Source organism: Cobetia sp. 3AK (genome assembly GCF_029846335.1).
Classification (GTDB): domain Bacteria; phylum Pseudomonadota; class Gammaproteobacteria; order Pseudomonadales; family Halomonadaceae; genus Cobetia; species Cobetia marina.
On sequence record NZ_JARWKR010000001.1, the window covers coordinates 146259 to 167870 of the forward strand.

General features: G+C 62.7%; 22 protein-coding genes. 8 read left to right on the forward strand and 14 right to left on the reverse strand.

Annotated features, from left to right (window positions below; translation table 11 throughout):
* Positions 1-58: 58 nt before the first annotated feature.
* A complete protein-coding gene (locus tag QD228_RS00630; protein WP_077372292.1) occupies positions 59-898 on the reverse strand; it encodes a 2OG-Fe(II) oxygenase family protein in 840 nt (279 codons plus the stop codon).
* A 248-nt stretch (positions 899-1146) separates the two neighbouring features.
* Between QD228_RS00630 and QD228_RS00635 the strand changes: the two genes are divergently transcribed.
* The gene (locus tag QD228_RS00635; RefSeq protein ID WP_043335501.1) at positions 1147-1350 is read left to right on the forward strand and encodes a cold-shock protein; all 204 of its coding nucleotides are present in this window, start codon (positions 1147-1149) and stop codon (positions 1348-1350) included.
* A 228-nt stretch (positions 1351-1578) separates the two neighbouring features.
* On the opposite strand, the gene QD228_RS00640 is transcribed toward QD228_RS00635, so the two are convergent.
* The 6 genes from QD228_RS00640 to QD228_RS00665 form a co-directional block, all read right to left on the reverse strand.
* The gene (locus QD228_RS00640; RefSeq protein ID WP_065392582.1) at positions 1579-2127 is read right to left on the reverse strand and encodes a hypothetical protein; all 549 of its coding nucleotides are present in this window, start codon (positions 2125-2127) and stop codon (positions 1579-1581) included.
* Positions 2128-2339: 212 nt separating this feature from the next.
* A complete protein-coding gene (locus QD228_RS00645; RefSeq protein WP_077372290.1) occupies positions 2340-2798 on the reverse strand; it encodes a nucleoside deaminase in 459 nt (152 codons plus the stop codon).
* Positions 2799-2916: 118 nt separating this feature from the next.
* Positions 2917-3942: an SPFH domain-containing protein gene (locus tag QD228_RS00650; protein ID WP_077372286.1), complete on the reverse strand. Its 1026-nt coding sequence runs from the start codon at positions 3940-3942 to the stop codon at positions 2917-2919.
* A 103-nt stretch (positions 3943-4045) separates the two neighbouring features.
* Positions 4046-4483 carry an NfeD family protein gene (locus QD228_RS00655; protein ID WP_141392150.1) on the reverse strand — a complete coding sequence of 146 codons (438 nt, stop codon included), beginning with the start codon at positions 4481-4483 and terminating at the stop codon, positions 4046-4048.
* Between the two features lie 142 nt (positions 4484-4625).
* Positions 4626-5537: a lipid kinase YegS gene (yegS, locus tag QD228_RS00660; RefSeq protein WP_077372280.1), complete on the reverse strand. Its 912-nt coding sequence runs from the start codon at positions 5535-5537 to the stop codon at positions 4626-4628.
* Between the two features lie 89 nt (positions 5538-5626).
* Positions 5627-6859, reverse strand: coding sequence for a multidrug effflux MFS transporter (locus QD228_RS00665; RefSeq protein ID WP_279874090.1), 1233 nt, complete (start codon positions 6857-6859; stop codon positions 5627-5629).
* Between the two features lie 132 nt (positions 6860-6991).
* On the opposite strand from QD228_RS00665, the gene QD228_RS00670 reads away from it, so the two are divergent.
* A complete protein-coding gene (locus tag QD228_RS00670; protein WP_279874092.1) occupies positions 6992-8011 on the forward strand; it encodes a LysR family transcriptional regulator in 1020 nt (339 codons plus the stop codon).
* 184 nt (positions 8012-8195) lie between these two features.
* Positions 8196-8591, forward strand: coding sequence for a glutathione S-transferase N-terminal domain-containing protein (locus tag QD228_RS00675; protein WP_279874094.1), 396 nt, complete (start codon positions 8196-8198; stop codon positions 8589-8591).
* 107 nt (positions 8592-8698) lie between these two features.
* On the opposite strand, the gene QD228_RS00680 is transcribed toward QD228_RS00675, so the two are convergent.
* The 3 genes from QD228_RS00680 to QD228_RS00690 form a co-directional block, all read right to left on the reverse strand.
* Positions 8699-9901, reverse strand: a complete 1203-nt coding sequence (locus tag QD228_RS00680; RefSeq protein ID WP_279874096.1) for a COX15/CtaA family protein — start codon at positions 9899-9901, stop codon at positions 8699-8701.
* A gap of 303 nt (positions 9902-10204) precedes the next feature.
* Positions 10205-10801 (reverse strand): hypothetical protein, encoded by a 597-nt coding sequence (locus tag QD228_RS00685; protein WP_077372268.1) that lies wholly within the window; start codon positions 10799-10801, stop codon positions 10205-10207.
* 35 nt (positions 10802-10836) lie between these two features.
* Positions 10837-11664 (reverse strand): SURF1 family protein, encoded by an 828-nt coding sequence (locus tag QD228_RS00690; RefSeq protein WP_279874098.1) that lies wholly within the window; start codon positions 11662-11664, stop codon positions 10837-10839.
* On the opposite strand from QD228_RS00690, the gene QD228_RS00695 reads away from it, so the two are divergent.
* Positions 11663-11854, forward strand: a complete 192-nt coding sequence (locus tag QD228_RS00695) for a DUF2909 domain-containing protein (RefSeq protein ID WP_077372262.1) — start codon at positions 11663-11665, stop codon at positions 11852-11854. The genes QD228_RS00690 and QD228_RS00695 overlap by 2 nt on opposite strands.
* A 27-nt stretch (positions 11855-11881) precedes the next feature.
* On the opposite strand, the gene QD228_RS00700 is transcribed toward QD228_RS00695, so the two are convergent.
* From QD228_RS00700 to coxB, 4 genes are read right to left on the reverse strand one after another with little or no spacing between them, the layout of a single operon-like run.
* Entirely contained in the window at positions 11882-12742 is an 861-nt protein-coding gene (locus tag QD228_RS00700; protein ID WP_077372259.1) for a cytochrome c oxidase subunit 3, read from the reverse strand.
* Complete coding sequence (locus tag QD228_RS00705; protein ID WP_279874101.1) at positions 12739-13332, reverse strand: cytochrome c oxidase assembly protein; 594 nt, start codon at positions 13330-13332, stop codon at positions 12739-12741. The genes QD228_RS00700 and QD228_RS00705 overlap by 4 nt, the downstream gene beginning before the upstream one ends.
* Positions 13333-13359: 27 nt before the next feature.
* Positions 13360-15024 carry a cytochrome c oxidase subunit I gene (ctaD, locus tag QD228_RS00710; RefSeq protein WP_077372253.1) on the reverse strand — a complete coding sequence of 555 codons (1665 nt, stop codon included), beginning with the start codon at positions 15022-15024 and terminating at the stop codon, positions 13360-13362.
* A gap of 30 nt (positions 15025-15054) precedes the next feature.
* Positions 15055-16131: a cytochrome c oxidase subunit II gene (gene coxB / locus QD228_RS00715; protein WP_279874310.1), complete on the reverse strand. Its 1077-nt coding sequence runs from the start codon at positions 16129-16131 to the stop codon at positions 15055-15057.
* A 481-nt stretch (positions 16132-16612) separates the two neighbouring features.
* Here coxB and QD228_RS00720 point away from each other — a divergent pair, with 481 nt between their 5' ends.
* From QD228_RS00720 to QD228_RS00735, 4 genes are all read left to right on the forward strand, one after another.
* The gene (locus QD228_RS00720; RefSeq protein WP_077372250.1) at positions 16613-18361 is read left to right on the forward strand and encodes a carbon starvation protein A; all 1749 of its coding nucleotides are present in this window, start codon (positions 16613-16615) and stop codon (positions 18359-18361) included.
* Between the two features lie 40 nt (positions 18362-18401).
* On the forward strand, positions 18402-18671 hold the full coding sequence (locus tag QD228_RS00725) for a cory-CC-star protein (RefSeq protein WP_279874104.1): 270 nt from the start codon (positions 18402-18404) through the stop codon (positions 18669-18671).
* The gene (locus QD228_RS00730) at positions 18662-19846 is read left to right on the forward strand and encodes a TRC40/GET3/ArsA family transport-energizing ATPase (protein WP_279874106.1); all 1185 of its coding nucleotides are present in this window, start codon (positions 18662-18664) and stop codon (positions 19844-19846) included. The genes QD228_RS00725 and QD228_RS00730 overlap by 10 nt, the downstream gene beginning before the upstream one ends.
* A gap of 430 nt (positions 19847-20276) precedes the next feature.
* Positions 20277-21572 (forward strand): efflux RND transporter periplasmic adaptor subunit, encoded by a 1296-nt coding sequence (locus QD228_RS00735; protein ID WP_279874108.1) that lies wholly within the window; start codon positions 20277-20279, stop codon positions 21570-21572.
* Positions 21573-21612: the final 40 nt, after the last annotated feature.

Here is a 21612-nt window from a genome sequence, read left to right on the forward strand (position 1 = left end):
AACGCCACCCACGCAGCCGCGCGGGTGGCGTTGAAGCCTGTCGTGTCGTCACCGAAGCCTAGATCACGCCCAGTTCGCGCAGACGTTCCTTGAGATAGGAATCCGCGGTGTGCTTGTCAGACAGCACCACTTGTGGACGCGGATGCAGGAAAAGCGGCAGGGACAGACGCGACTGACTGCACCCTTCCCCGGTCGGATTGATCACGCGATGCGTGGTGGACGGGAAATAGCCGCCACTGGCTTCCTGGAGCATGTCGCCGACATTGATGACCAGCTGACCCGGATCACAGGGCACGTCCATCCATTCACCATCGACATCCATCACCTGCAGCCCCGGCTCATTGGCGGCAGGCAGCACGGTCAGCAGGTTGATGTCCTCATGGGCAGCGGCACGCACGGCACCCGGCTCTTCCGAACCGGTCATCGGCGGATAGTGCAGGACGCGCAAGAGCGTCTGCCCACTGTCCTTGATCATGTTGGAGAGCGGCTCACGATAGAGCTCGGCCACTTCAGCGGGCGAATGCGCTTCCACCCAGCTCAGGAGCTCCGCGGCGAAGGCTTCTGCCTGACGGTAGTACTCCATGGCATTCTCGCGCAGGCTGTCCGGAATCTTTCCCCACGGATAGATGTGGTAGTACTCCTTGAGGTCCCGCGCCGTATGCCCCTTGGCGGTCTCGGAGACATCCGCCGGGAAGAGACCATCCTGGGTCTTCGGGTCGTAGCGCCACTCCAGCTTGTCGGCACTCGCGAAGAATTCCGCCCATTCAGCGTAGATCTTCTCGACCAATTCATGAGAAATCGGATGATTGCGAATCACGCCGAAGCCTGTCGTGCGCAGGGATTCGACAAATTTTTCGGCAGCATCGGCCGAGCGGTAATCTACGTTCTGGACCTTCATGGCATTTCCATCTATGTTGGCTCTGTGTACGCATCCTACTTGAGCAGGCAGACGTCGCCAATACGACGACTGACTATTCGGTCAAGATGCGAACATGTGCAGTTTCTACTGCAGGCGTAGGTCAAGCAGGAAAGGATGTCGTCGCAGGACGTAACGCGTCTCTCTGGTGGAATTCCCCCTAGCCGCACCAACGCAATCCGGTCTGATGGGCAGACCACCAACATCATCACGTAAGCAAGGAAAGAATCATGGCAACTGGCACAGTCAAGTGGTTTAACGACACCAAAGGTTTCGGCTTCATTTCTCCGGACGACGGCGGCGACGACCTGTTCGCGCACTTCTCTGAAATTCAGGCAGAAGGCTTCAAGTCCCTGCAGGACGGCCAGAAGGTTTCCTTCGACGTCACCCAGGGCAAGAAAGGCCTTCAGGCCGCAAACATCAAGCCGGTCTGATCACCTGATCACTCCGGTCAGTCCACCCTCACCGGTGGCCTGATGATGGCAAGACACAGAAACGCCCGCCTATTGGCGGGCGTTTCTGTGTCCGCTGCCTCCGCCAGAGCGATGGCACTACATCGCTTCAGGACGGCATGAGAGCAAGACGCACAACGCCGCAGCACGGGGCCGCGGCGTTGCAGGCAGGACATTCACTCACGTGAGTGATGGCATTGCCTCAAACGATCACTGCTGAGCGTCATCAACGGATTCGTTGGCCGCCTTCTGAGCTTCATTGATCTCGGCGTTGGCTTCTGCCGCAGCGTCATCACCCTGCTGTTCAGCGGAGTTGGTCAGTTCAGCAGCCTGCTCCTTGGTGGAGTCGTAGGCGTTCTTGGCAGCATCGGCGGTGGCGTCAGCGGCATCGTTCACACCCTGCTTGGCGGACTCGTAAGTCTCGCTGGCGGCGTTCTTGGTCGCATCGAGGGCATCATCGCTCTCGGCGGCAGCTTCATCACCCATGGCGTCAGCGGACTGCGCTGCGTCATCAGCCATGTTGTCAGCCTTGTCAGCCGCGTCGTCCATTTCAGCAGCAGCTTCATCTGCAGCCTGGTCCATCTCGGCAGCAGCGGCTTCAGCAGCCTGATCGGCACTCTGCTCAGCCTGCTCTGCACTTTGCTCTGCAGACGTCTCGGCTTGCTGGGCGGCCTTGTCGGTATCGCCATTGTCACAACCGGCGATGGCAAGGGACAGGCCAGCGGCCAGTGCGGGAATCATCCATTGCTTGAGCTTCATCGTCTTCTCCTTGATAGGTGGGGAGTCATCAGCCCCTTGTTTCCTGCGCAAAGCATTGCAACAAAGGTCGAGTATTCATGCAAGCGAAAGCGTGTTCAAACGCTTGGATGACTTCAACATGGTGCTCGCTTGGCAGCTTTTCAAGCAAATCGCCCTTTCAGTAGCATGAAAATGTTAACGAACACCATTTCTTTTCTCTGACGACTCTCTGATCACTCTCCGATATCTTCGTTCCATACTTCCGGCTGTTCGCGGATGAATGTCTCCATCAGCTCCCGACAACGCGCATTGTCCACGACGTCCACCTTGACGCCTTGAGCGCGCAGATGGTCTTCCGCACCCATGAAGGTCCTGTTCTCACCCACGACGACATGGGGAATCCCGTAGAGCTGGATGGCGCCACTGCACATCGGGCACGGTGACAAGGTAGTGTAGAGCACGCACTCGCGATAGACCTTCGCCGGCAGACGTCCGGCATTCTCCAGCGCATCCATCTCACCGTGCAGTACCGTGCTGCCCTTCTGCTGACGCTGGTTGTGGCCACGCCCGATGATCTTGCCATCGTGGACCAGTACCGAGCCGATCGGTACGCCACCTGCGGCATGGCCCTTCTCGGCCTCCTCGATGGCCGCTTGCAGGAAACCTTCGTGATCCTGAGTCTGCGCTGACATGGTCTTGCTCCTGAATATTCAGTAAGGGGGTTCAGTCATGAAACATCGGCGATGACGACATGGGGAGGCCACCCTGCAGGCACGCCCCTGTGAGCGAACCTGACATGAACGGCGAGCATCACCCGAGTCCCGCTTCCCCTGTCATCATCTGACGGGCTCGTCTCAGCCCTTCATTGCCCGCATTGGTGGGCTCACCGACTTCATTGGCAAGCTCGCGGAAGCTGCCCATCGCACCGAGCAGCGCCGAGGCTTCATAGGGGATGAAGACTCGATCACCGTCACGGGCCATGTCCGGCAGCATCTGCAGGTATTTCTGTCCCAGCATGTAGCCCACCACCAGCTGCGGATCTTCCGCCCCGATGGCATCACGCAGCTGGTAGATGGCCTGGCGCTCACCTTCGGCACGCAGGATGGAGGCCTGCTTGTCGCCCTCGGCGCGCAACACCGCGGACTGCTTCTCACCTTCCGCCGTGGCGATGGCCGCCTCGCGCTGACCATTGGCCTCGGTGACGGTGGCACGACGCCGGCGCTCGGCCGCCATCTGCAGACGCATCGCATCCTCGACTTCATCGGGCATGCTGATGTCCTGGATCTCGACTCGGGTGACCTTGACGCCCCACTTGTCACCGACCTCATCCATGGTGACCTGCAAGGCATCATTCACTTCCTTGCGACTCTCGAACAGCTTGTCGAGCTCCATTCGTCCGATCTCGGAACGCAGGCTGGTCTTGGCGAGCACCTCGATGGCCTGAGTGAAGTTCTCCACTTCATAGACCGCACGCTTGGGGTCGACGATCTGGAAATAGAGGGCGCCATTGACGGTCACCGTCACGTTGTCCGTCGTCACCACGCTTTGTCCCGGAAAGTCCATCACCGTCTCACGACGGTCGATGCGCGTCTCCTCGACCACCAGCGGCAGGTTGTCGCCCTTGATCTGGCGATAGCGGCGAATGGTAATCGAGCGCGGCTTGTCGATGAAAGGCACGACCAGATTGATACCGGATTCCAGAGTACGGCTGTAGCTGCCGAGCCGTTCTATCACGACGGCTTCGGACTGCTGGACGATCATCAATCCCTTGGCCAGCAGAATGACGACAAGCGCCACGATGAAGAGAATGATGATGAGACCCGGACTGATGATCATGTTGCTCAACTCCCTTGAACTGGGCAGCTTCCTGCCGCCCGAATGAATGGTGATATCACCACTTGTCCGACCGCCAGGACGGCGAGACGGACCTTGAGACAGATTACTCGACGCGCTCCACGCAGAGCGTGATGCCTTCGACGCTGAGGATCCTGACCGTGTCCCCCGCTGCCGGCTTCGTCTCCCCCTCCCAGCGTAGCGGATACTCATTGCCTGACACGCGCACGGCAAGTTTGCCGCCGTTGCCGATGATCACCTTGGCCAGCTGGCCGGTCTCCGCGCCACTGCCCAGGGTACCGTAGGGCGTCTTGGGCAACAGATAGGGATGGATCTTGCGGACGAATAACGGCACGACCACCAGCGCCGTGATCGCCACGCTGATCAGCTGGACGTTGAGCCCCGCCCCGAGAACGGATGCCAGAGCGCCACTCAGCGCACTGACCCCCAACGCCAGCAGCACGAATTGCGCCCCCAACAACTCAAGCCCCGCCAGAATCAACCCGAGAATGACCCAGAGATGCCACGCTGCCACACCTGTCATGCCATCGTTCTCCCAAGCGTTTCTCTCGTCCATTGCGGCCAAGAGACTGAAGAAATCTCGTGCTGAAAATGCCACGAGCGCAGCCCGAGTAAACCTCAGACTGCGCTCGTGTACCAGACTGGCATCGATGATGAGAGGAGCGCTAGCGCTTCGCCTGCAACAGCTCGGTATCCGCCGGCACCACCAGTTGCAGAGCCTGTGGCGCGATACTGAACTCGCTGTCCTCGATCAGATGACTCTCGCCGTCCAGATTGACCGGCAGCGGCTCCCCCCGATAGCGCAGCGTATCGGTACGCACATAACGCACGAAATGACCGTTCTCAGGCAGGGATTCCAACTCTTCCACCACCTCACCGATGCGCGCGATGGGGAAATCACGAATCACCAGCACATCGAAACCGGCATCATCGAGCAAGGCCCGTGGCGCCAGCTCCTGCCCGCCACCGGCCTGCCGACCATTGCCGATGGCCAGCACGAACAGCGCAAGCTCTTCCTCGACCCCATCGAGGGTGAGACGTCCTCGATAGGGACGGAAATCCCACGCCTTGAGCACGCCCATCAGCGAATAGGCCCCACCCCCGAACAGCTTCTTGAGTCCGGCCGGGGTCGAGCGGGTCACCTCCGCCCCGAAACCGGCCGAGGCGACATTGAGGAAGTAGGCATCATCGAGCTGCACCAGATCCACCGCTCGTGATTGCCCTTCACAGGCCAGTGCCAGGGCCTCGGAGATACCGGGCGGTATCCCGAGCGAGGTCGCCAGGTCATTGGCCGTCCCCAGCGGAAGAATGGCCAGTTCCGGACGTTGAGCCCGTGGATGCGTCATCAGCGCATTGGCCAGCAGGTTGAGCGTGCCATCCCCGCCCCCGGCAATCAGGCGTGTGACGCCTTCCGCGATCGCTTCATCCACCAACCTCGCGACATCCTGTGCTTCGAAGGTCAGACGTATCTCCAACCCCTGGGTGCGCTCACGCTGGGCGAACAAGGCATCACGCAGCTCAGGCTGCTGTGCCTTCTCACCGTTGAGTATCACGCGCACACGCGCCGCTGATTCCATGTGGTGTCTCCTTGGCGACATGCGGATCGAGCGACAAGCATACTCCCGTCAGGCCTCAGGAATGAACCACCCACGCGAGCCCACATCGGTTAGCTGCCCTGAGGTGTCTCATCGACGCCAAGCCCCGGCTGACGGCGCGCGCCCAGCAACAGCAAGGGAAGAATCATCACCACGCTGATCAGGAGCAATCCCTGCTGCGGCGCCAGCGGGGTACTGAGCAGCGCGGTGGCCACGATGGCCGAGCCCCCCAGCTGAATGCTGCCCAACAGCGCCGCCGCCGTACCGGCACGCTCACCGAAGGCTTCCAGCGCCAGACTGGAAGCGGCGCCCAGGGCCAGCGAGAAACCGACTGACAGCACTCCCACCGGCACCATGAAGGCTGCCGCCGACAACGGCAGCCAGGCCATGGCGGCCCCCTGCATCAGCCCGGAGACCAGGATGATCACCAGCCCCAGCCGAACCGTCGGCTGGCGTCCCAGCCGGGTGATCACGCGCGGTGCGAAGAAGAACGTCAGGATATTGATCACGGCGTTGCCCCCAAACATCGCGCTGAAGGCAAGCTCGGAATGGCCCAGCGTTTCCACCAGCAACTCGGAAGAGGAGGAGACATACAGCAGGATCGCACTCATCGCCGACATGGCCACCAGCGCCTGATACAGGAAGCGCCAGCTGGTCAGCACCGGACGATACCGCGCCCAATTGTAGAGCGGACGCTCCACCACCGTGTTGGCGGGGCGCGTCTCGGCGAACAGCCGCCAGGCGGCTGACCCGACGCATAGCGCGAAGAACCCCATGAACAGGAAGTTGGAACGCCACCCGAACTGCACCGCCAGCAGGCCGCCCAGAACCGGCGCCAACGCCGGAATGATGCACAACGCGCCGTTGAGGTAGCTGTACATCCTGGCACCCTGCTCCGGCGTATAGCAGTCACGCACCGCCGCGAAGGCCACCGTGACGGTGGCACAGGCACCCAGCCCCTGCAGGATGCGCCCGACATACAACATGCCGATGTCCTGGGCCAGCGTCGCGACCACGGCACCTGCCAGATAGACCAGCGCACCGCCCAGCAAGGCGGGACGACGGCCATAGAGGTCCGTCAGCGGCCCGACCAGAATCTGGCCGACCCCCACCGCACCGAGAAACAGGGTCACCGTCATCTGCATCACGTCGGTGGGCTGCGCAAACTCGCGCGCCATCGCCGGCAGCGATGGGAGATAGATATCGATCGCCAGCGGCGAGAACATCACGCAGCCGACCAATAGCAGCAACAGTTGTCGGGCACTCGGCAGGGGCCGTGCGGTAGCGGAGGAAGACGCGGACATGGAGTCTCTCATGGAGTCGGAAGGTAGCTCAGCGGCGAATGGCGAGCGAGTCGGAAGCTGCAGAGACTAGCGCCTGTGACTTATGCTGCAAAATGATATTATTTCAGCCCTGATATTCCACTGGCGAAATTCATGACCTCGACTTCCCGCCATGCTTCCTCCAATGCTGGCCTCCGGTCACCCGGCCCCCTCAATCCGCGCCTGGACCTCAATCTCCTGCAGGTGTTGCAGGTGCTTCTGGAAGAATGCAGCGTCACGCGGGCCGCGGGCCGTCTGCACCTTTCCCAGTCGGCCGTCAGCAAGAGCCTGGCTCGCCTGAGAGCGATGTTCGATGACCCCCTCTTCATTCGAGAGCGTCATGGCCTGCGACCCACGCCACGTGCGCTCGGGCTCAGGGGTGAGCTTGCCGAGCTGCTCTCGCGTCTCGAGCATCTCAGCGCACCGCCGTCCTTCACGCCCGCCACCAGTCGCCGACGCTTCCAGCTGGCCGTGCTGGAGAGCGCCTGGGCGACGCTGATGCCCTCCTGTACCCGCGCCCTCACCCAGGCCCTCCCGCTCGGCAGTCTCGAGATCAGTCGCTGGCAGGCCGACTGTCTCAATCTGATGGAAAGAGGCCTGCTGGATATCGGCCTCGGGGCACACGACCATCCGACCGACACGCCGAGCGAGCCCCCGGCGCTACCGAGAGGCTTCCACTCGCACACCCTGTGGCGCGATGATCACGTGATGTTGCTGCGCGACGGCCATCCACTGCTCGAGCGTTCGGTGCCGCTGACTCTCGAGGAGTTCGCCACGCTCGATCATGTCCAGGCCACCTGCGAGGGCCGCTCTCGCTGGTCGCTGGATGAGCGGCTCGAACGGCATGGTGCTCCGCGTCGCATCAAGGTACTGGTGCCGGACTTCCGGGATGCCTTGAGCATCGTCGCGCACAGTGAGCTCATCTTCTGCGCACCCAGAAGCTTCGCCCAGGCCAGCCGCCAGCAACACGGACTGGTCATTCGCGAACTGCCGCTGAAACTGCCGGCCCTGAGTTATCGCCTCATCTGGCATGCCAGCCACGAGCAGGACCCGGGCCATCGCTGGCTGCGTCAATCGCTGATGACCCACATTCGCAACGCCCATGGGGCAGACGCAGCCGCCGACGAACACTAGAATGGCCGCACACTCTGCAACCCACCGCTTTTGCGAGCGCTGACCGAGGGTGCTGATCAAGAGCCCTGATCGAGAGCACTGATCGCAAGCGCAGTGCAAGCGTCGTCAAGCCCGTCACCAGGGCTTGGCCCGACGCACAAGCACTCACCTCATATCACCATCCGCCTGTACACGAGGTATTTCCATGCGCCCCATCATCCGCCTGTTCTTCCGCACTCTGCGACTGGTACTGGCCCCCTTCATGCTGATCAGCGAAAAGCTGACCCGTGGCAATGCACTGGAGCGCAGTCCTGCCCAGCAGGCTGAAGTCGATGCCGAGACCGCCAGGCTGGCGCTGTATCAATTCTCGACCTGCCCGTTCTGCATCAAGGTGCGCAAACGCATGCATCAGCTGAACCTGAACATCGAGCAGCGCGACACCCAGCACAACGCCACTCACCGCCAGGCCCTCGAACAGGGTGGCGGTCGCGTCAAGGTGCCGTGCCTGCTGATCACCCATGACGATGGCCGCGAGGAATGGATGTACGAATCCGACACCATCAATGCCTATCTGCAGAAACGCTTCGGTCGCGCCGCCTGAGACTCTCGCAAGTCTCGAGACCGCCCGAGGTGCGCCTTGGCAAACAAAACGACGCCGCTCTCATGAGCGGCGTCGTTGCGTCAGCGGCACAGTCATCAGCATGCCGTTCAGGCCAGCGTCTGACACATTCCCGTCCGCTTAACCCGGTGAGCCTGGCTCATCCGATCCATCGCCCACACCATCGCCAATGTCAGCATGACGGCCCCCAGGGTGTGCGCCAGCGCCAGGTCCAGTGGCAGCCACCACAGCACATTGGCGATCCCCAGCGCGGCCTGCAGCCCCCAGGCTGCCAGTGCCCAGCCCCAGGGATTGAGCGTCCCCGTGGACATGAAGCGCCTATCGCCCGCCAGCCTCGCCAGCGGGCGTGCCAGTGAAGAGGAAGGTCGCGATGGAAGGACGGCCTCGGGATGCCCGGATTGCACATGACGCCGCTGGCGCCAGTAGAGCATCAGCAGCACTGCGCCCAGCAACACCGCTCCACCTCGATGCGCCAGATGGATGGCGGTACGCGCCTCCCCATGCAGCTGTCCGTGCAGATAGCTCGGGCCGACATCCTGAGACAGATGGAAGCCCTCTCCCCAATCCATCGCCGGCCATAGCGAGCCATTGCAGGTGGGGAAACCCTCGCAGGCGAGTCCGGCATAATTGCTCGAGGTCCAGCCTCCCAATGCCAGCTGTCCAAGCAACAGTGCCGCTGCCAGCGTGGCCAGCCACGGCTGACGCAAGACACGATGCCCGTGATCGTCCGCCGCCTTGGGCAGCGTTGCTCTCGCGTCACGCGCCGCCAGTCGTCGCGTCAGTGACAACCACAGCAACAGCAGCAGACTCGCCACGCCCAGGCCGCCCAACAGATGCAACGTCACCACCTGTGGCCAGAGCTTCAGCGTGACGGTAAAGGCGCCGAAGGCACCTTGTATCAGCAATGCCGCCAGCAACAGCCAGCACCCTGCCAGCGGGAAACAGGTAGCCACGTCCAGCGCCCGATGACGCATGCCTGCCGCCGACCGGGCGAGCCGCAGACGGCGCTCACGCCGCCGGACACGCCAGCCCAGCACGAGCAATGCCAGTGACGCCAGGCCGAGCAGGCTCGCCGCATAGCGGTGAATCATCTCTGCCCATGCCTTGTAGCCCTCCAGCGGGTGGTGAGGACTATGCAAGCTTGCCGTGTGCGCATCCGGCACCACTAGGGCGCCATAACAGCCAGGCCAATCGGGGCATCCCAGGCCGGCATCCACCAGGCGCGTCCAGGCCCCGAGGCCGATCACGAGAATGACCAGTCCCAGCATGCCGGCGACCAGCTGCCGAGCCATCCGCCACACACGCAGGAGGTCTGTCTGACTGACTGCCTGCCGGGTCATCGAGTCATCAGCAGCGGTCAGCGGTGTGATTCCCGGCACACTCCCAGGCAAAGGATGCCCTGTCAGCGAAGTGGCAGAGGCTGAGGGACGCAGGAACGGTGGCGGGGGTATCAGCGCGGCACCGCGCTGACGAGCGCGCGCGCTGACACGGGGACGCAGAGGGTAGCGCGGGTGCGAGACAAGGCGAGACATGGCGTATCTCCCTGCTGGAGAGAGCTAGGGGCGAGCGAGTGATCGACGCATCACACGCTCAGCTCAGCGCGGCGCAGCCGGATTGCGCTTGAGCAATCGGCGCACATCCTTCATGACGGCCTGCGGTGTGATCTCGGGGCCGTATGCCACCACGACTCGCCCCTGTGGGTCGATCAAGCGCAACGGCTGTGGCGAGGCCGCTGGGCCATTCGCCGAGGGCCAATGGCCCAGCGCACGCTGCTCCCCCGGTACTTGGGGATGCTGAAAGGACTGCTCGGCCACCACCAGACGCCCCAGCCGCGGCGCCTCCTTGCCAAGGGCGCGGTGCAGACGCCACCAACGTTCGGCCTGCGCCGTGGCCAGCTCCGACCGACTCGGCTCCGGCCAGCTGAGCCAGAAACGCTGCTCATCCGCGCCCCGAGCGGCTCTGGGCGGCATGCCACTGTCATCCTCGGGCTGTCGCGGGGCTGATGCACTCACGAGATACTCCAGTGACCAGTCCTGCAGCGGCATCACGTCCGGCAGCAAGGCGCCGTTCGCCACCCGCCCTTCGGGTATCCCCACCTGCACACTCAGCATGGCCCACGCCAATGGCAACGGGGCAGACAGCAACCCCAGCAATGCCACGAGTTTCAGACGCTGTCGCATCACGTGTGTCATACCACCTCCTCCAGAGCAAGACGTCCCTTGACTCGCTAGACCTGGCGCTGACGCAACGCGGCCTGTCGTTGGCGGCGCGCGCCCACGATCATCACCACCGCCGCACCGAGACTGAGCCCCAGCCACTGCAGGGCGTAGGCGTAATGGCGCTCAGGCGTCATGTTGCTCGGCTGCCACCAGGGCAAGAACCTTCCCGCACCACCGGTCTGATGCACGATGCCGGCAAACGCCGGAGCGCCAAGCACCTTCCAGGCACTCAGATCCACCTGCTGCAACCGCTGCCCCTCCCGGTTGGGGCCGAACAGTGGCCCACCGCTGGTCCCCTGGCCGTTCAACCACTGCCAGCGACCCCTGATCACCAGAGAGCCTTCAGGGGTGGTGAACTTCGGGTCCGCACGTGGCGCTGGCGATGCCACGAAGCCCCGCTCCACCAGCCACCAGCGGCCATCCCGGGACCTGAAAGGCGTGAGCACCGCCACGCCATGGCGCTTGTCCAACGTCCGGTTATCCAGCAACAGGCTGTGCTCCGCGAGCCATTCGCCCCGCAGCTCGATCAGGCTGGCACTCGCTGGCGGTGCCGTCGGCATCACCAGTTCCGGCGCACTGGCCGTATCTTCCAGATGCTGGGCTCGCGCCTGGCCTCGCATCACCTGCCAGCTGCACAGACACAGGCCCAGCACGATCAGGCATCCCCAGAACAGCCACCAGCCTCGCCCGACACATCGCTCCTGCGGCGCCTCCGGTGACGCCAGCGCTGTCACCGCCGACTTGCGCTTGTCCGTCGGATGGGCTCGACTGTCAGATACGGGGCGAGCGAGAGCCTTGCCCTCGCCTGACAACGTCTGCGCCCCGGGAGGTGACATGCTGCTCAAATCGCTGATCGCGCTGGTCTTCGTCGGCATGCTGGCAAGTCTCATCGCCGGAGCCGGCTTTCTGTTGCACGACGGCAGCCGCAGTCGACGCCTGCTGACGTCTCTCAAGTGGCGAGTGGGCCTGGCGGTCTGTCTGGTGATTCTGCTGGTCATGGGCTTCTCCACCGGAATGCTGAACTGACTCGCGCTCGACGCTCTTCGGCCTGCCTCAGAACACGTAGACGAACAGAAACAGGCCGATCCACACCGCATCGACGAAGTGCCAATACCAGGCAGCCGCCTCGAAGGCGAAATGGCGCTCGCGGGAAAAATGACCGCGAATCACCCGAACCAGCATCACGATCAGGATCACGGTGCCGATGGTGACATGCAGGCCATGAAAGCCGGTCAGCAGAAAGAAGGTACCGCCATAGACACCGGCTTGAAGCGTCAGCCCCAGGTGATGCCAGGCCTCGTAATATTCGAGCCCCTGCAACAGCAGGAAGCACACCCCAAGCGTCACGGTACCCGCCAGCCAGTTACGCGCCGTGCGGCGATATCCCATCTTCAGCGCCTCATGGGCCACCGTCAGGGTGACACTGGAACTGACCAGCAGCAGCGTATTGGCCAGCGGCAACTGCCAGGGGGACAGCACTTCCTTCGGTCCGGCAATGCTGGCATCCGGCGGATTCATCAAGGGCCAGCTGGCCGTGAAATCAGGCCACAACAGCGCCGTCACGCCCTTGGCACCCTCGCCATCCAGCCATGGCAACGCGAAAGTTCGTACGTAGAACAACGCGCCGAAGAAGGCTGCGAAGAACATCAGTTCGGAGAAGATGAACCACGCCATGCCCCAACGAAACGAGCGGTCCATCTGATCGTCGTAAAGGCCGCCCATCGACTCGCGAACGACATCGCGAAACCATCCTGCCATCACCAGCACCACGGCCAGCATGCCGATGCCTGACAACCAGGCGGCGCTGCCATGCACCATCCAGATTCCCGTGCCGATCATCATCCCACCCACGGCCAGCACACCGAGGATGGGCCAGGCACTGTGTGCCGGAACGTAATAGCTGCCACCGCTCATCGTTCACCTCCTGCAGAGTTCTCTGCCAGGTCGCCCGCCGGCATCGACGGCATCGTGACCGGGTAAAGGGTATAGGCCAGCGTCAGGTCGCGAATGCCCTCGGGGAGATCCGGGTCCACCTGGAAGACCAGCGGCAACTCGCGCCGCTCTCCCGCCGCCAGCGTCTGTTCCTGAAAGCAGAAACACATGATCTTGCGCAGATGCAGCGAGCCCTCGGCAGGACTGACACTGGGGACCGCGCGGCCACGCACCGGATGATCGGCGTGATTGGTGAACACGAAGCGCGCGCGGTACTGGCCACCGGGATGAATGCGGAACTGTTCATCCAGCGCCTCGAGTGTCCACGGCAGACCTTGCCCCTGCTGGGTGATGAAGCGCACCGAGACCCAGCGACTCTCGTCGATCTCCATGGCCACCGCGGCCCTGGCCTGACTGGCGGCCTTGCCATTGAGGCCGGTGAGATTGCAGAAGACGTCATAGAGCGGCACCAGCGCGAAGGCGAAGCCCAGCATCGCGACCAGCGCCATCAGCGTGCGCCGCACGGTGCGTGCCACCGCCTGTTGCTGTGCTGCGTGATCGCGTGAGGGCATGTCACTCTCCTGGCCGCTGGCTATCGCTCAGCGGATGATCTGACCATCGCGGGTCTGCGGCGGTATCTCGAAGGTATGCAGCGGTGCCGGGCTTGGCACACTCCACTCAAGATCCACCGCCCCTTCCCAGGCCTTGGCTGGCGCCCTGACACCGCCGCGCGCGCACTTGATGATCACGACCAGGAACAGCAGCTGCGAGATACCGAACAGGAAGGCCCCGATACTGGACAGCATGTTGAAGTCGGCGAATTGCAGCGCGTAATCCGGAATGCGCCGTGGCATGCCGGCCAGCCCCGAGAAGTGCATCGGGAAGAAGGTGAGATTGACGCCGATGACCGACATCCAGAAATGCCATTTCGAGAGCCCCTCGTGGGGATAGAAGCCAGTCCACTTGGGTAGCCAGTAATAGGCCCCGGCGAGAATCGCGAACAACGCGCCGGGCACCAGCACGTAATGGAAATGGGCCACCACGAAATAGGTGTCGTGATACTGGAAATCCGCTGGCGCGATGGCCAGCATCAACCCCGAGAAGCCGCCGATGGTGAACTGGACGATGAAGGCGATGGCAAACAGCATCGGGGGCTCGAAGCTCAAGGAGCCGCGGAACATGGTGGCGATCCAGTTGAAGACCTTCACGCCGGTCGGCACCGCGATCAGCATCGTCGTGTACATGAAGAACAGTTCCGCCACCAATGGCAGGCCGACGGCGAACATGTGATGCGCCCAGACCAGGAAGGACATGATGGCGATGGAACCGGTGGCGTAGACCATCGAGGCGTAGCCGAACAATCGCTTGCGCGAGAAGGTCGGCACGATGGCTGACACGATCCCGAAGGCCGGCAGGATCATGATGTAGACCTCGGGATGGCCGAAGAACCAGAACAGATGCTGGAACAGCACCGGGTCTCCCCCGCCTGCGGCATTGAAGTAACTGGTGCCGAAATTGATGTCGAACAGCATCATGGTGATGGCACCCGCCAGCACCGGCATCACCGCGATCAGCAGGAAAGCGGTGATCAGCCAGGTCCAGACGAACAGCGGCATGTCCATCAGGCGCATGCCCGGCGCACGCAGATTGAGGATGGTGGCGATGATGTTGATGGCGCCGAGAATCGAGCTGATGCCGGCGATGTGCAGCGAGAAGATGAAGAAGCTGGTCGAGGGCGGCGCATAGGTGGTGGAAAGCGGTGCGTAGAAGGTCCAGCCGAAGTTGGGACCCCCGCCCTCCATCAACAGGGTGGAAAGCAACAGCAGGAAGGCGACCGGCAACAGCCAGAAGCTGAAGTTGTTGAGACGCGGAAGCGCCATGTCAGGGGCGCCGATCTGCAGCGGAATCATCCAGTTGGCCAGTCCCGTGAAGGCCGGCATGATGGCACCGAACACCATGATCAGCCCATGCATGGTGGTCATCTGGTTGAAGAACTCCGGCTGCACCATCTGCAGGCCGGGCTGAAAGAGCTCGGTACGGATCACCAGTGCCATGATGCCGCCGATGAACAGCATGCTCAGCGAGAAGATCAGATAGAGCGTGCCGATATCCTTGTGGTTGGTGGTCAATAGCCAGCGCAGCATGCCGCGCGGCGCGGTGCCATGGCCTCCTCCCGCACGGGAGCCGCCTGCGGAATAGCCGCCGGCGGTCCCCTCGCTCTCGCTGGCCTGAAGTACCGCCTTGCGTGGCTGTTCACTGGCCATGACACGCCTCCTGAATGCGTCGCTTGCACGCTATTGAGACAGCTGTTCCTTGATGACGGCTGGCTGTACCAGCTCGCCGGTATCGTTGCCCCAGGCATTGCGCTCATAGGTGATGACAGCCGCAAGCTCGACCGGACTGAGCACATCGGCGAAGGCCGCCATGGGCGTGCCTGCCTTGCCGTTCACCACGATATCGATGTGCGCCTGCATGTCCTGCATGACGATGGCACTTCCCACCAATGAGGGGAATGCCGGGGGCATGCCCTGTCCATCCGGCTGGTGGCAGGCGGAGCAGATGGTGGCGTAGGTCTTCTCGCCCTTCTCCATCAACTCCTCGAGACTCCAGTCGCGTCCGGCATCATTGCGTGACGCTTCGGCCTCGGCCTTGCGTGCGATCAGCCACTCGTCGAATTCGGCCTCCGGCAGCGCCTCGACCACCACCGGCATGAAACCGTGGTCCTTGCCGCACAGCTCGGTGCATTGGCCGCGATAGGTGCCGGGTGTCTCGATGCGGGTCCAGGCCTCGTTGATGAAGCCGGGGATGGCGTCCTTCTTGACGCCGAAGTCCGGCACCCACCAGGAGTGGATGACATCGGAGGACGTCGTCAGGAAGCGCACCTTGCGATTGATGGGCAGCACCAGCGGATTGTCGACTTCCAGCAGGTAATGCTCGCCCTTGGCGGCGGTGTTGTTGATCTGCTCGCGCGGGGTCGCGAGACTTGAGGTGAAGGCGACATCCTCGCCCAGATACTCATATTGCCAGCGCCATTGGTGCCCGGTGATCTTCACGTCAAGCGCCGATTCGGAGGCGTCGTACATGTCCTTGAGGGTGGCGGTGGCGGGGACTGCCATCACCACCAGGATCAGCAACGGGATGGCGGTCCATAGAATCTCGATGCGGGTGTTCTCGTGGAAGCTGGCCGCGACCGCACCACGCGACTTGCGATGCTTGACCATCGCGTACCCCATCACACCGAACACCACGATCCCGATGACCACACAGATCCAGAAGATGATCATGTGCAGGGAGTGGATCTCGCGACTGACGGCCGTGACGCCGACCGGCATGTTGTATTCGACTCCCCATGCCGCGGGAACGAGCCCCATCAGTGACACCGCCGTCAACGGGCGCCACGAGCGCCGCCACCGGAGTGCGGTGACACGGGAAAGGCATTCCGCGATCCACGACATCGGCGCCTCCTTGTCATTGTTATCGAGAGCCTCATCCGGATGACGGCAATGAGCGACTCCCTGTGCTCCGACTTGCTTGGAGTATAGAAGAGCTGGGCGGAACACAAGGTCGCGTGGATCAACCCACTGATACTCCTTGGTCGCAAGGCGAGGAAGTGCAACAGCGGCTACGCGGTTCCACCAGACAAGCGCCGGCAGGGCCCCGGGCGACTTCCGCGATGTCTCCACGCACCGCGTGCATTCCACCTGCTTGCCTGCGCTTGCAGACAGGGACCACGTCGGGTCAGCCCGGGGCGACCAATGGCGAAGTTATATGCGCAAACATAGATGTTAGCGTCACGCCGATGACACGCCATGCATTGCCGTCGCCCCACTCACACGCCTACTGGAACGCCCCATGAACGCCATCTGGCTCGCCCTGTTCGGCTGTCTCGCCTTTGCCATCGGTTATCGCTTCTACTCGCGCTTTCTGGCGGAACGCATCTTCCGTCTCGACCCCGATTACGTGACTCCCGCCCATGCGCTGCGCGATGACACCGACTACCTGCCGACCAATCGCTGGATACTCTGGGGCCACCACTTCACCTCGGTCGCCGGTGCAGCGCCCATCGTCGGGCCGGCGATCGCCGTCTACTGGGGCTGGCTGCCGGCGGTGCTGTGGGTCGTGCTGGGCAGCCTGTTTGCCGCAGGAGTCCATGACTTCGGTACCTTGACGCTCTCGGCGCGTCATCGCGGCCAGTCCATCGGCACGCTGGCGGACAAGCTGATCGGCAAGCGCGCCAAGCTGTTGTTCCTGTTCATCATCCTGATTCTGGTGCTGATGCTGAACGCGGTGTTCGCCTGGGTGATCGCCAACCTGTTCATCAACTTCCCGGCCAGCGTGCTGTCGGTACTCATCCAGATTCCGCTGGCGGTCTGGATCGGCCATCGTGTCTATCGGCGTGGCGGCAAGATGCTGTTGCCCTCGATACTGGCGCTGCTGGTGATGTATGCCGCTGCCCTGCTGGCCGGCCAGTACGAATTCTTGCAGATTGATCTGGCCGGCACCTTCACCGCCATGGCAGGCGGCGAGGATGGTACCTTGCTGTTCGGCCTCTCACCGATCTCCAGTGCCTTCCTGGTGTGGATCGTCGTGCTGATGGCCTATGTCTACATCGCCTCGGTGCTGCCGGTGTGGAAGCTGCTGCAACCGCGCGACACCATCAACTCCCATCAGCTGGTGGTCGGGCTGGTGCTGCTGTATCTGGGGCTCGCCGTGGGCGGCCCACATCTCACGGCGCCGGCCTACAACACCGAAGCCGAGATGTCCTTCTATCCGCTGCTGTTCATCACCATCGCCTGCGGCGCGATCTCGGGCTTCCATGGACTGGTCGCCTCGGGGACCACCTCCAAGCAGCTTGCCCATGAGCCGGATGCACGCATGATCGGCTACACCGGCGCACTGGGCGAAGGCATGCTGGCGCTGATTTCCATCATCGCGGTAGCGACCCTCTTCGGGACCCAGGCCGATTTCACCGCCACCTATTCAAGCTTCGCCGCCGCCGGTGCCAACGGGCTCTCCAGCTTCGTGGAGGGTGCAGGACAGCTGATCTCGCACCTTGGCCTGCCGGCCAGCATCGGCAGTACCCTGGTGGCGGTCATCGTGGTGAGTTTCGCGGCCACCACACTGGATTCCGCGGTACGTCTGATGCGCTACATCATCGCGGAGCTGGGCAGCGAGTACGGCATGCCGGCACTCAGCCACAAGCACGTCGCGACCAGCATCGCGGTCATCTCCAGCGCCGCACTGGTCATCCTGCCGCAGGGGCCCAAGGGCTTCGGTTCCGGCGGCTATCTACTGTGGCCGCTGTTCGGGACCAGCAACCAGCTGCTGGCAGGGATCTCGCTGATGCTGATCTCGGTCTGGCTCAAGCGTCAGGGACGCCCGGTGATCTACACCCTGGCTCCGATGGTCTTCCTGATGATCATGACCCTGTGGGCGATGGTGCAGCAGGTAGTCCTGGACTGGTCCGGCATGGGCAGCAACGACCCGCAATGGCTGCTGTTCACCTTCGGCAGCCTGATCATGGTATTCGCGCTGTGGATTCTGCTGGAGGCCAGCCGCAGCCTGAAAGCCCCCGCCCAGGTGAGCGCCCATGAGAGCTGATGACGACTCCCGCGTAGCGCGCTCGCCACGACAACCCGGAATGATGAAGCGCCTGCTGACAGGTGCCGCAGGGCTGCGGGATGGCTGGGAGGCCATGCTGCGCGTCAATCAGCAGCGTGACCTGGCGCAGCTCGCCCGCGAGGAGGAAGACATCTTCATGATGATGAGCTTCGCCGAGCTGATGGGCATCCCCAATCCGGCACCCGCCGTCTCACTGGAGATGCTGCCGCTGATGCTGGAGCGCATGCACGACTGGCACCTGCGCCAGGGGCTTGAGCATTCACCGCTGGAAGGGATCAAATGCTGCTGAACTGGCTCAGGCGGCGTCGCCGACAGGATGGGACCCGACGCACGCATGCAGCCGAAGGCCGCTCCGACCCCGGCAGGGTGCGTGATACGCAAGAGGAAGGCGCCGCCCCCCGCCCCGAGATCTGGTTCTTCGGTGGCAAGGGCGGTGTCGGCAAGACCAGCTGCGCGGCGGCGCAGGCATTGGCGCTGGCAGAGAAAGGCGAGCCGACACTGCTGGTGTCGACGGACCCGGCGCACAATCTGGGCGATCTGTTCGGAGATCTGGGAGGCAGACCGCGCGCCATCGCGGCCTGCCTGGATGTGATGGAGCTGGACCCCGAACAGGAGTGCGAGCGCTATATCGAGGAGGTACGCCAACGCATCGCGCCACTGGTCAGCGGGGAGCGCAGCGCCACGGTGATGCGCCAGCTGGCACTCGCACGCCATGCGCCGGGCACCAGTGAAGCGGCGCTCTTCGATGCGCTGGTCGAGATCATCCTTACCCCGCCGGCCCCACTGGCACCGGACAGCTCATCGTATCGACACATCCTGTTCGATACGGCTCCCAGCGGGCATACCATCCGACTGCTGAGCTTGCCGGAGGTGCTGGGCGGCTGGCTGGAAGGCATGCTGGGCCAGCGCCGGCGAGCCGTCGCGGAGCGCAGCCTGTGGCTGGACAGCCAGCAGACAGCCACCGCCAGCGAGACCGGATCCTCTGCCCCCGAAGACCCGATCAGCGAAGCGCTGGAGCAACGTCGTACCCGCTACAAAGCGCTGCGTCGGTGCCTGACGGATGCCAGCCGGGCGCGCGTCATCCTGGTCAGTACGCCAGAGAAGCTGCCCTGTCTGGAGACGCTCCGTACGCGCGAGGCATTGGAGAGCCATGGGCTCTGCGTCGGCGGCCTGATCATCAATCAATGCCTGCCGGATGCCCCGTCAGAGGTGTCGGGCGCAAGCTCGCCCTCCTCCGGGGAAGCACAGGCCGACTGGATCAAGAGCTGGCGTGAGCAGCAGTTCCAGTGGGCGGCCAGACTGGAGGACGCCTTTGCTGATCGCCCCTGCCTGCGACTGTCACGTCAGTCACACCTGCCGGAAGACAGGGAGAGCCTCGGTCCCCTGATCACGGCACTCTCGACGTTCCGCCCGTGGTCTCACAACTCCTCATCGACACCTTCCTGGCACTGCCTCCCTGAATGAGATGCTCGATCACCGCGCCACGCCCTTCGGGCAAAATTTCTTCCCGGTGCGCAGTAGTTCAGCATTCATACACCTCTATCTGCTAACTTATGCACCATTGACGCATAGGATGGGCTGTCACCGCCTCATGTCTCACGAAGCTAGAGTGGGGCAATGCATGAGAACGATCCACATGATGGCAAGAGAAAGGTATTGCCAGGATCATGCAAGCCTGAACATAAGGTGCTGATCACCTGGCAACAATCTGTTGCAGCACGATGCGCAATAACTGCACAAAACAACCATACAGCCGCCTCGCCATTCCGATAGAATAGCTGGCTAAATATTTTTCTCATCATGACACCATTGCCTTGGCGTGCCGCACCCGCGGCGGGCCAGGGTGTGACGATTGAAACGCACCTCAGCCCCTGAACTTCGTAAAGGACGCTCCATGGCCCCGACTTCCCTCCGTCTACCCCGCCTGCAGAGACAACCCTTGGCCGTCAATGCCCGCCGCCTTGGCTTGCTTCCGGCAAGCCTGCTGCTGATCGGTGCCCTGTTGGCCGGTTGTAGCGGCGACAAGGAAGAGGCTGCCCAAGGCCCCGCCGCAGGTGCAAGCCAGGCCGCTCAGGTCGATGTCATTACCGTCACCACGCAGGATGTGCCTATCACCACCGAGCTGCCGGGCCGCACGCGCGCCTATCAGATCGCTGAAGTACGTCCGCAGGTGGGAGGCATCATCGAATCGCGTGACTTCACCGAAGGCAGTGACGTCAAGGAGGGGCAGGCGCTTTATCACATTGATTCACGCACCTATCGCGCCGATGTCGAGAGCGCCAGGGCGAGTCTGGCGCGTGCCGAGGCGAGCCTCAACACCTCCAGCCTCAAGGCCAAGCGCTTCAAGAACCTCGTGGCACGCAAGATGGTCAGCCAACAGGATTATGATGATGCCGTGGCGACCGTCGGCGAGGATCGCGCCGATGTCGCCTCTGCCAAGGCTGCCCTAACCAGCGCCCAGATCAATCTGGATTACAGCGTGGTGAAGGCCCCCATCAGCGGTCGTATCGGCAAGTCGAGCGTCACCAAGGGCGCATTGGTCACGGCAAGCCAGGACACCAGTCTGGCAACGGTCCAGCGGCTCGACCCCATCTATGTTGACGTGACCCAGTCCGCTACCGAAGTTCTGCGCCTCAAGCGTGAACTGGCCGAGAATCGCGATGCCGCCGCAGCACCGGCTCAAGCATCGGTGGAACTGGTAATGGAAGATGGCAGCGTATACGGCACTCAGGGCAAGTTGCAGTTTGCGGATATCACCGTCGATGAAGGTACCGGCATGGTCACGCTGCGCGCTCTGTTCCCCAACGAGGACGAGCTGTTGTTGCCCGGCATGTTCGTGCGTGCCCGCCTGACGGAGACGGTGGCCAGGGATGCCATTCTGGTTCCGCAGAAAGCCGTGAGTCGTGACAGCAAAGGCAATGCGAGCGTGATGACGGTCAATGCTGACAACAAGGTCGAAGCCAAGCAGGTAGTGATCGGTCAGGCCATCGACAATCAGTGGCTGGTGACCAATGGCCTCGACAACAATGACAAGGTCATTGTCAGCGGACTGCAGAAGATCAAGCCGGGTGCCACGGTCGAGATCGCTGCCAACGAGACGAGCACTGACCAGAATGGCTCGGCTCAGTCCGAGACTGAGGTCAGCGACTCCTCGGAAAGTGAACCGGCCGGGACTGGCAATCGCCAGTAAGCCTGCCGCCTCTTTTCGCGCCACTGTCGCCAGTCACTGA

Excerpts from the sequence above, each read along its gene's own strand:
- QD228_RS00630 (WP_077372292.1), bottom strand. The coding sequence starts at position 898 with ATGAAGGTCCAGAACGTAGATTACCGCTCGGCCGATGCTGCCGAAAAA.
- QD228_RS00635 (WP_043335501.1), top strand. The coding sequence starts at position 1,147 with ATGGCAACTGGCACAGTCAAGTGGTTTAACGACACCAAAGGTTTCGGC.
- QD228_RS00640 (WP_065392582.1), bottom strand. The coding sequence starts at position 2,127 with ATGAAGCTCAAGCAATGGATGATTCCCGCACTGGCCGCTGGCCTGTCC.
- QD228_RS00645 (WP_077372290.1), bottom strand. The coding sequence starts at position 2,798 with ATGTCAGCGCAGACTCAGGATCACGAAGGTTTCCTGCAAGCGGCCATC.
- QD228_RS00650 (WP_077372286.1), bottom strand. The coding sequence starts at position 3,942 with ATGATCATCAGTCCGGGTCTCATCATCATTCTCTTCATCGTGGCGCTT.
- QD228_RS00655 (WP_141392150.1), bottom strand. The coding sequence starts at position 4,483 with ATGACAGGTGTGGCAGCGTGGCATCTCTGGGTCATTCTCGGGTTGATT.
- yegS (WP_077372280.1), bottom strand. The coding sequence starts at position 5,537 with ATGGAATCAGCGGCGCGTGTGCGCGTGATACTCAACGGTGAGAAGGCA.
- QD228_RS00665 (WP_279874090.1), bottom strand. The coding sequence starts at position 6,859 with ATGTCCGCGTCTTCCTCCGCTACCGCACGGCCCCTGCCGAGTGCCCGA.
- QD228_RS00670 (WP_279874092.1), top strand. The coding sequence starts at position 6,992 with ATGACCTCGACTTCCCGCCATGCTTCCTCCAATGCTGGCCTCCGGTCA.
- QD228_RS00675 (WP_279874094.1), top strand. The coding sequence starts at position 8,196 with ATGCGCCCCATCATCCGCCTGTTCTTCCGCACTCTGCGACTGGTACTG.
- QD228_RS00680 (WP_279874096.1), bottom strand. The coding sequence starts at position 9,901 with ATGGCTCGGCAGCTGGTCGCCGGCATGCTGGGACTGGTCATTCTCGTG.
- QD228_RS00685 (WP_077372268.1), bottom strand. The coding sequence starts at position 10,801 with ATGACACACGTGATGCGACAGCGTCTGAAACTCGTGGCATTGCTGGGG.
- QD228_RS00695 (WP_077372262.1), top strand. The coding sequence starts at position 11,663 with ATGCTGCTCAAATCGCTGATCGCGCTGGTCTTCGTCGGCATGCTGGCA.
- QD228_RS00690 (WP_279874098.1), bottom strand. The coding sequence starts at position 11,664 with ATGTCACCTCCCGGGGCGCAGACGTTGTCAGGCGAGGGCAAGGCTCTC.
- QD228_RS00700 (WP_077372259.1), bottom strand. The coding sequence starts at position 12,742 with ATGAGCGGTGGCAGCTATTACGTTCCGGCACACAGTGCCTGGCCCATC.
- QD228_RS00705 (WP_279874101.1), bottom strand. The coding sequence starts at position 13,332 with ATGCCCTCACGCGATCACGCAGCACAGCAACAGGCGGTGGCACGCACC.
- ctaD (WP_077372253.1), bottom strand. The coding sequence starts at position 15,024 with ATGGCCAGTGAACAGCCACGCAAGGCGGTACTTCAGGCCAGCGAGAGC.
- coxB (WP_279874310.1), bottom strand. The coding sequence starts at position 16,131 with ATGGGGCTCGTTCCCGCGGCATGGGGAGTCGAATACAACATGCCGGTC.
- QD228_RS00720 (WP_077372250.1), top strand. The coding sequence starts at position 16,613 with ATGAACGCCATCTGGCTCGCCCTGTTCGGCTGTCTCGCCTTTGCCATC.
- QD228_RS00725 (WP_279874104.1), top strand. The coding sequence starts at position 18,402 with ATGATGAAGCGCCTGCTGACAGGTGCCGCAGGGCTGCGGGATGGCTGG.
- QD228_RS00730 (WP_279874106.1), top strand. The coding sequence starts at position 18,662 with ATGCTGCTGAACTGGCTCAGGCGGCGTCGCCGACAGGATGGGACCCGA.
- QD228_RS00735 (WP_279874108.1), top strand. The coding sequence starts at position 20,277 with ATGGCCCCGACTTCCCTCCGTCTACCCCGCCTGCAGAGACAACCCTTG.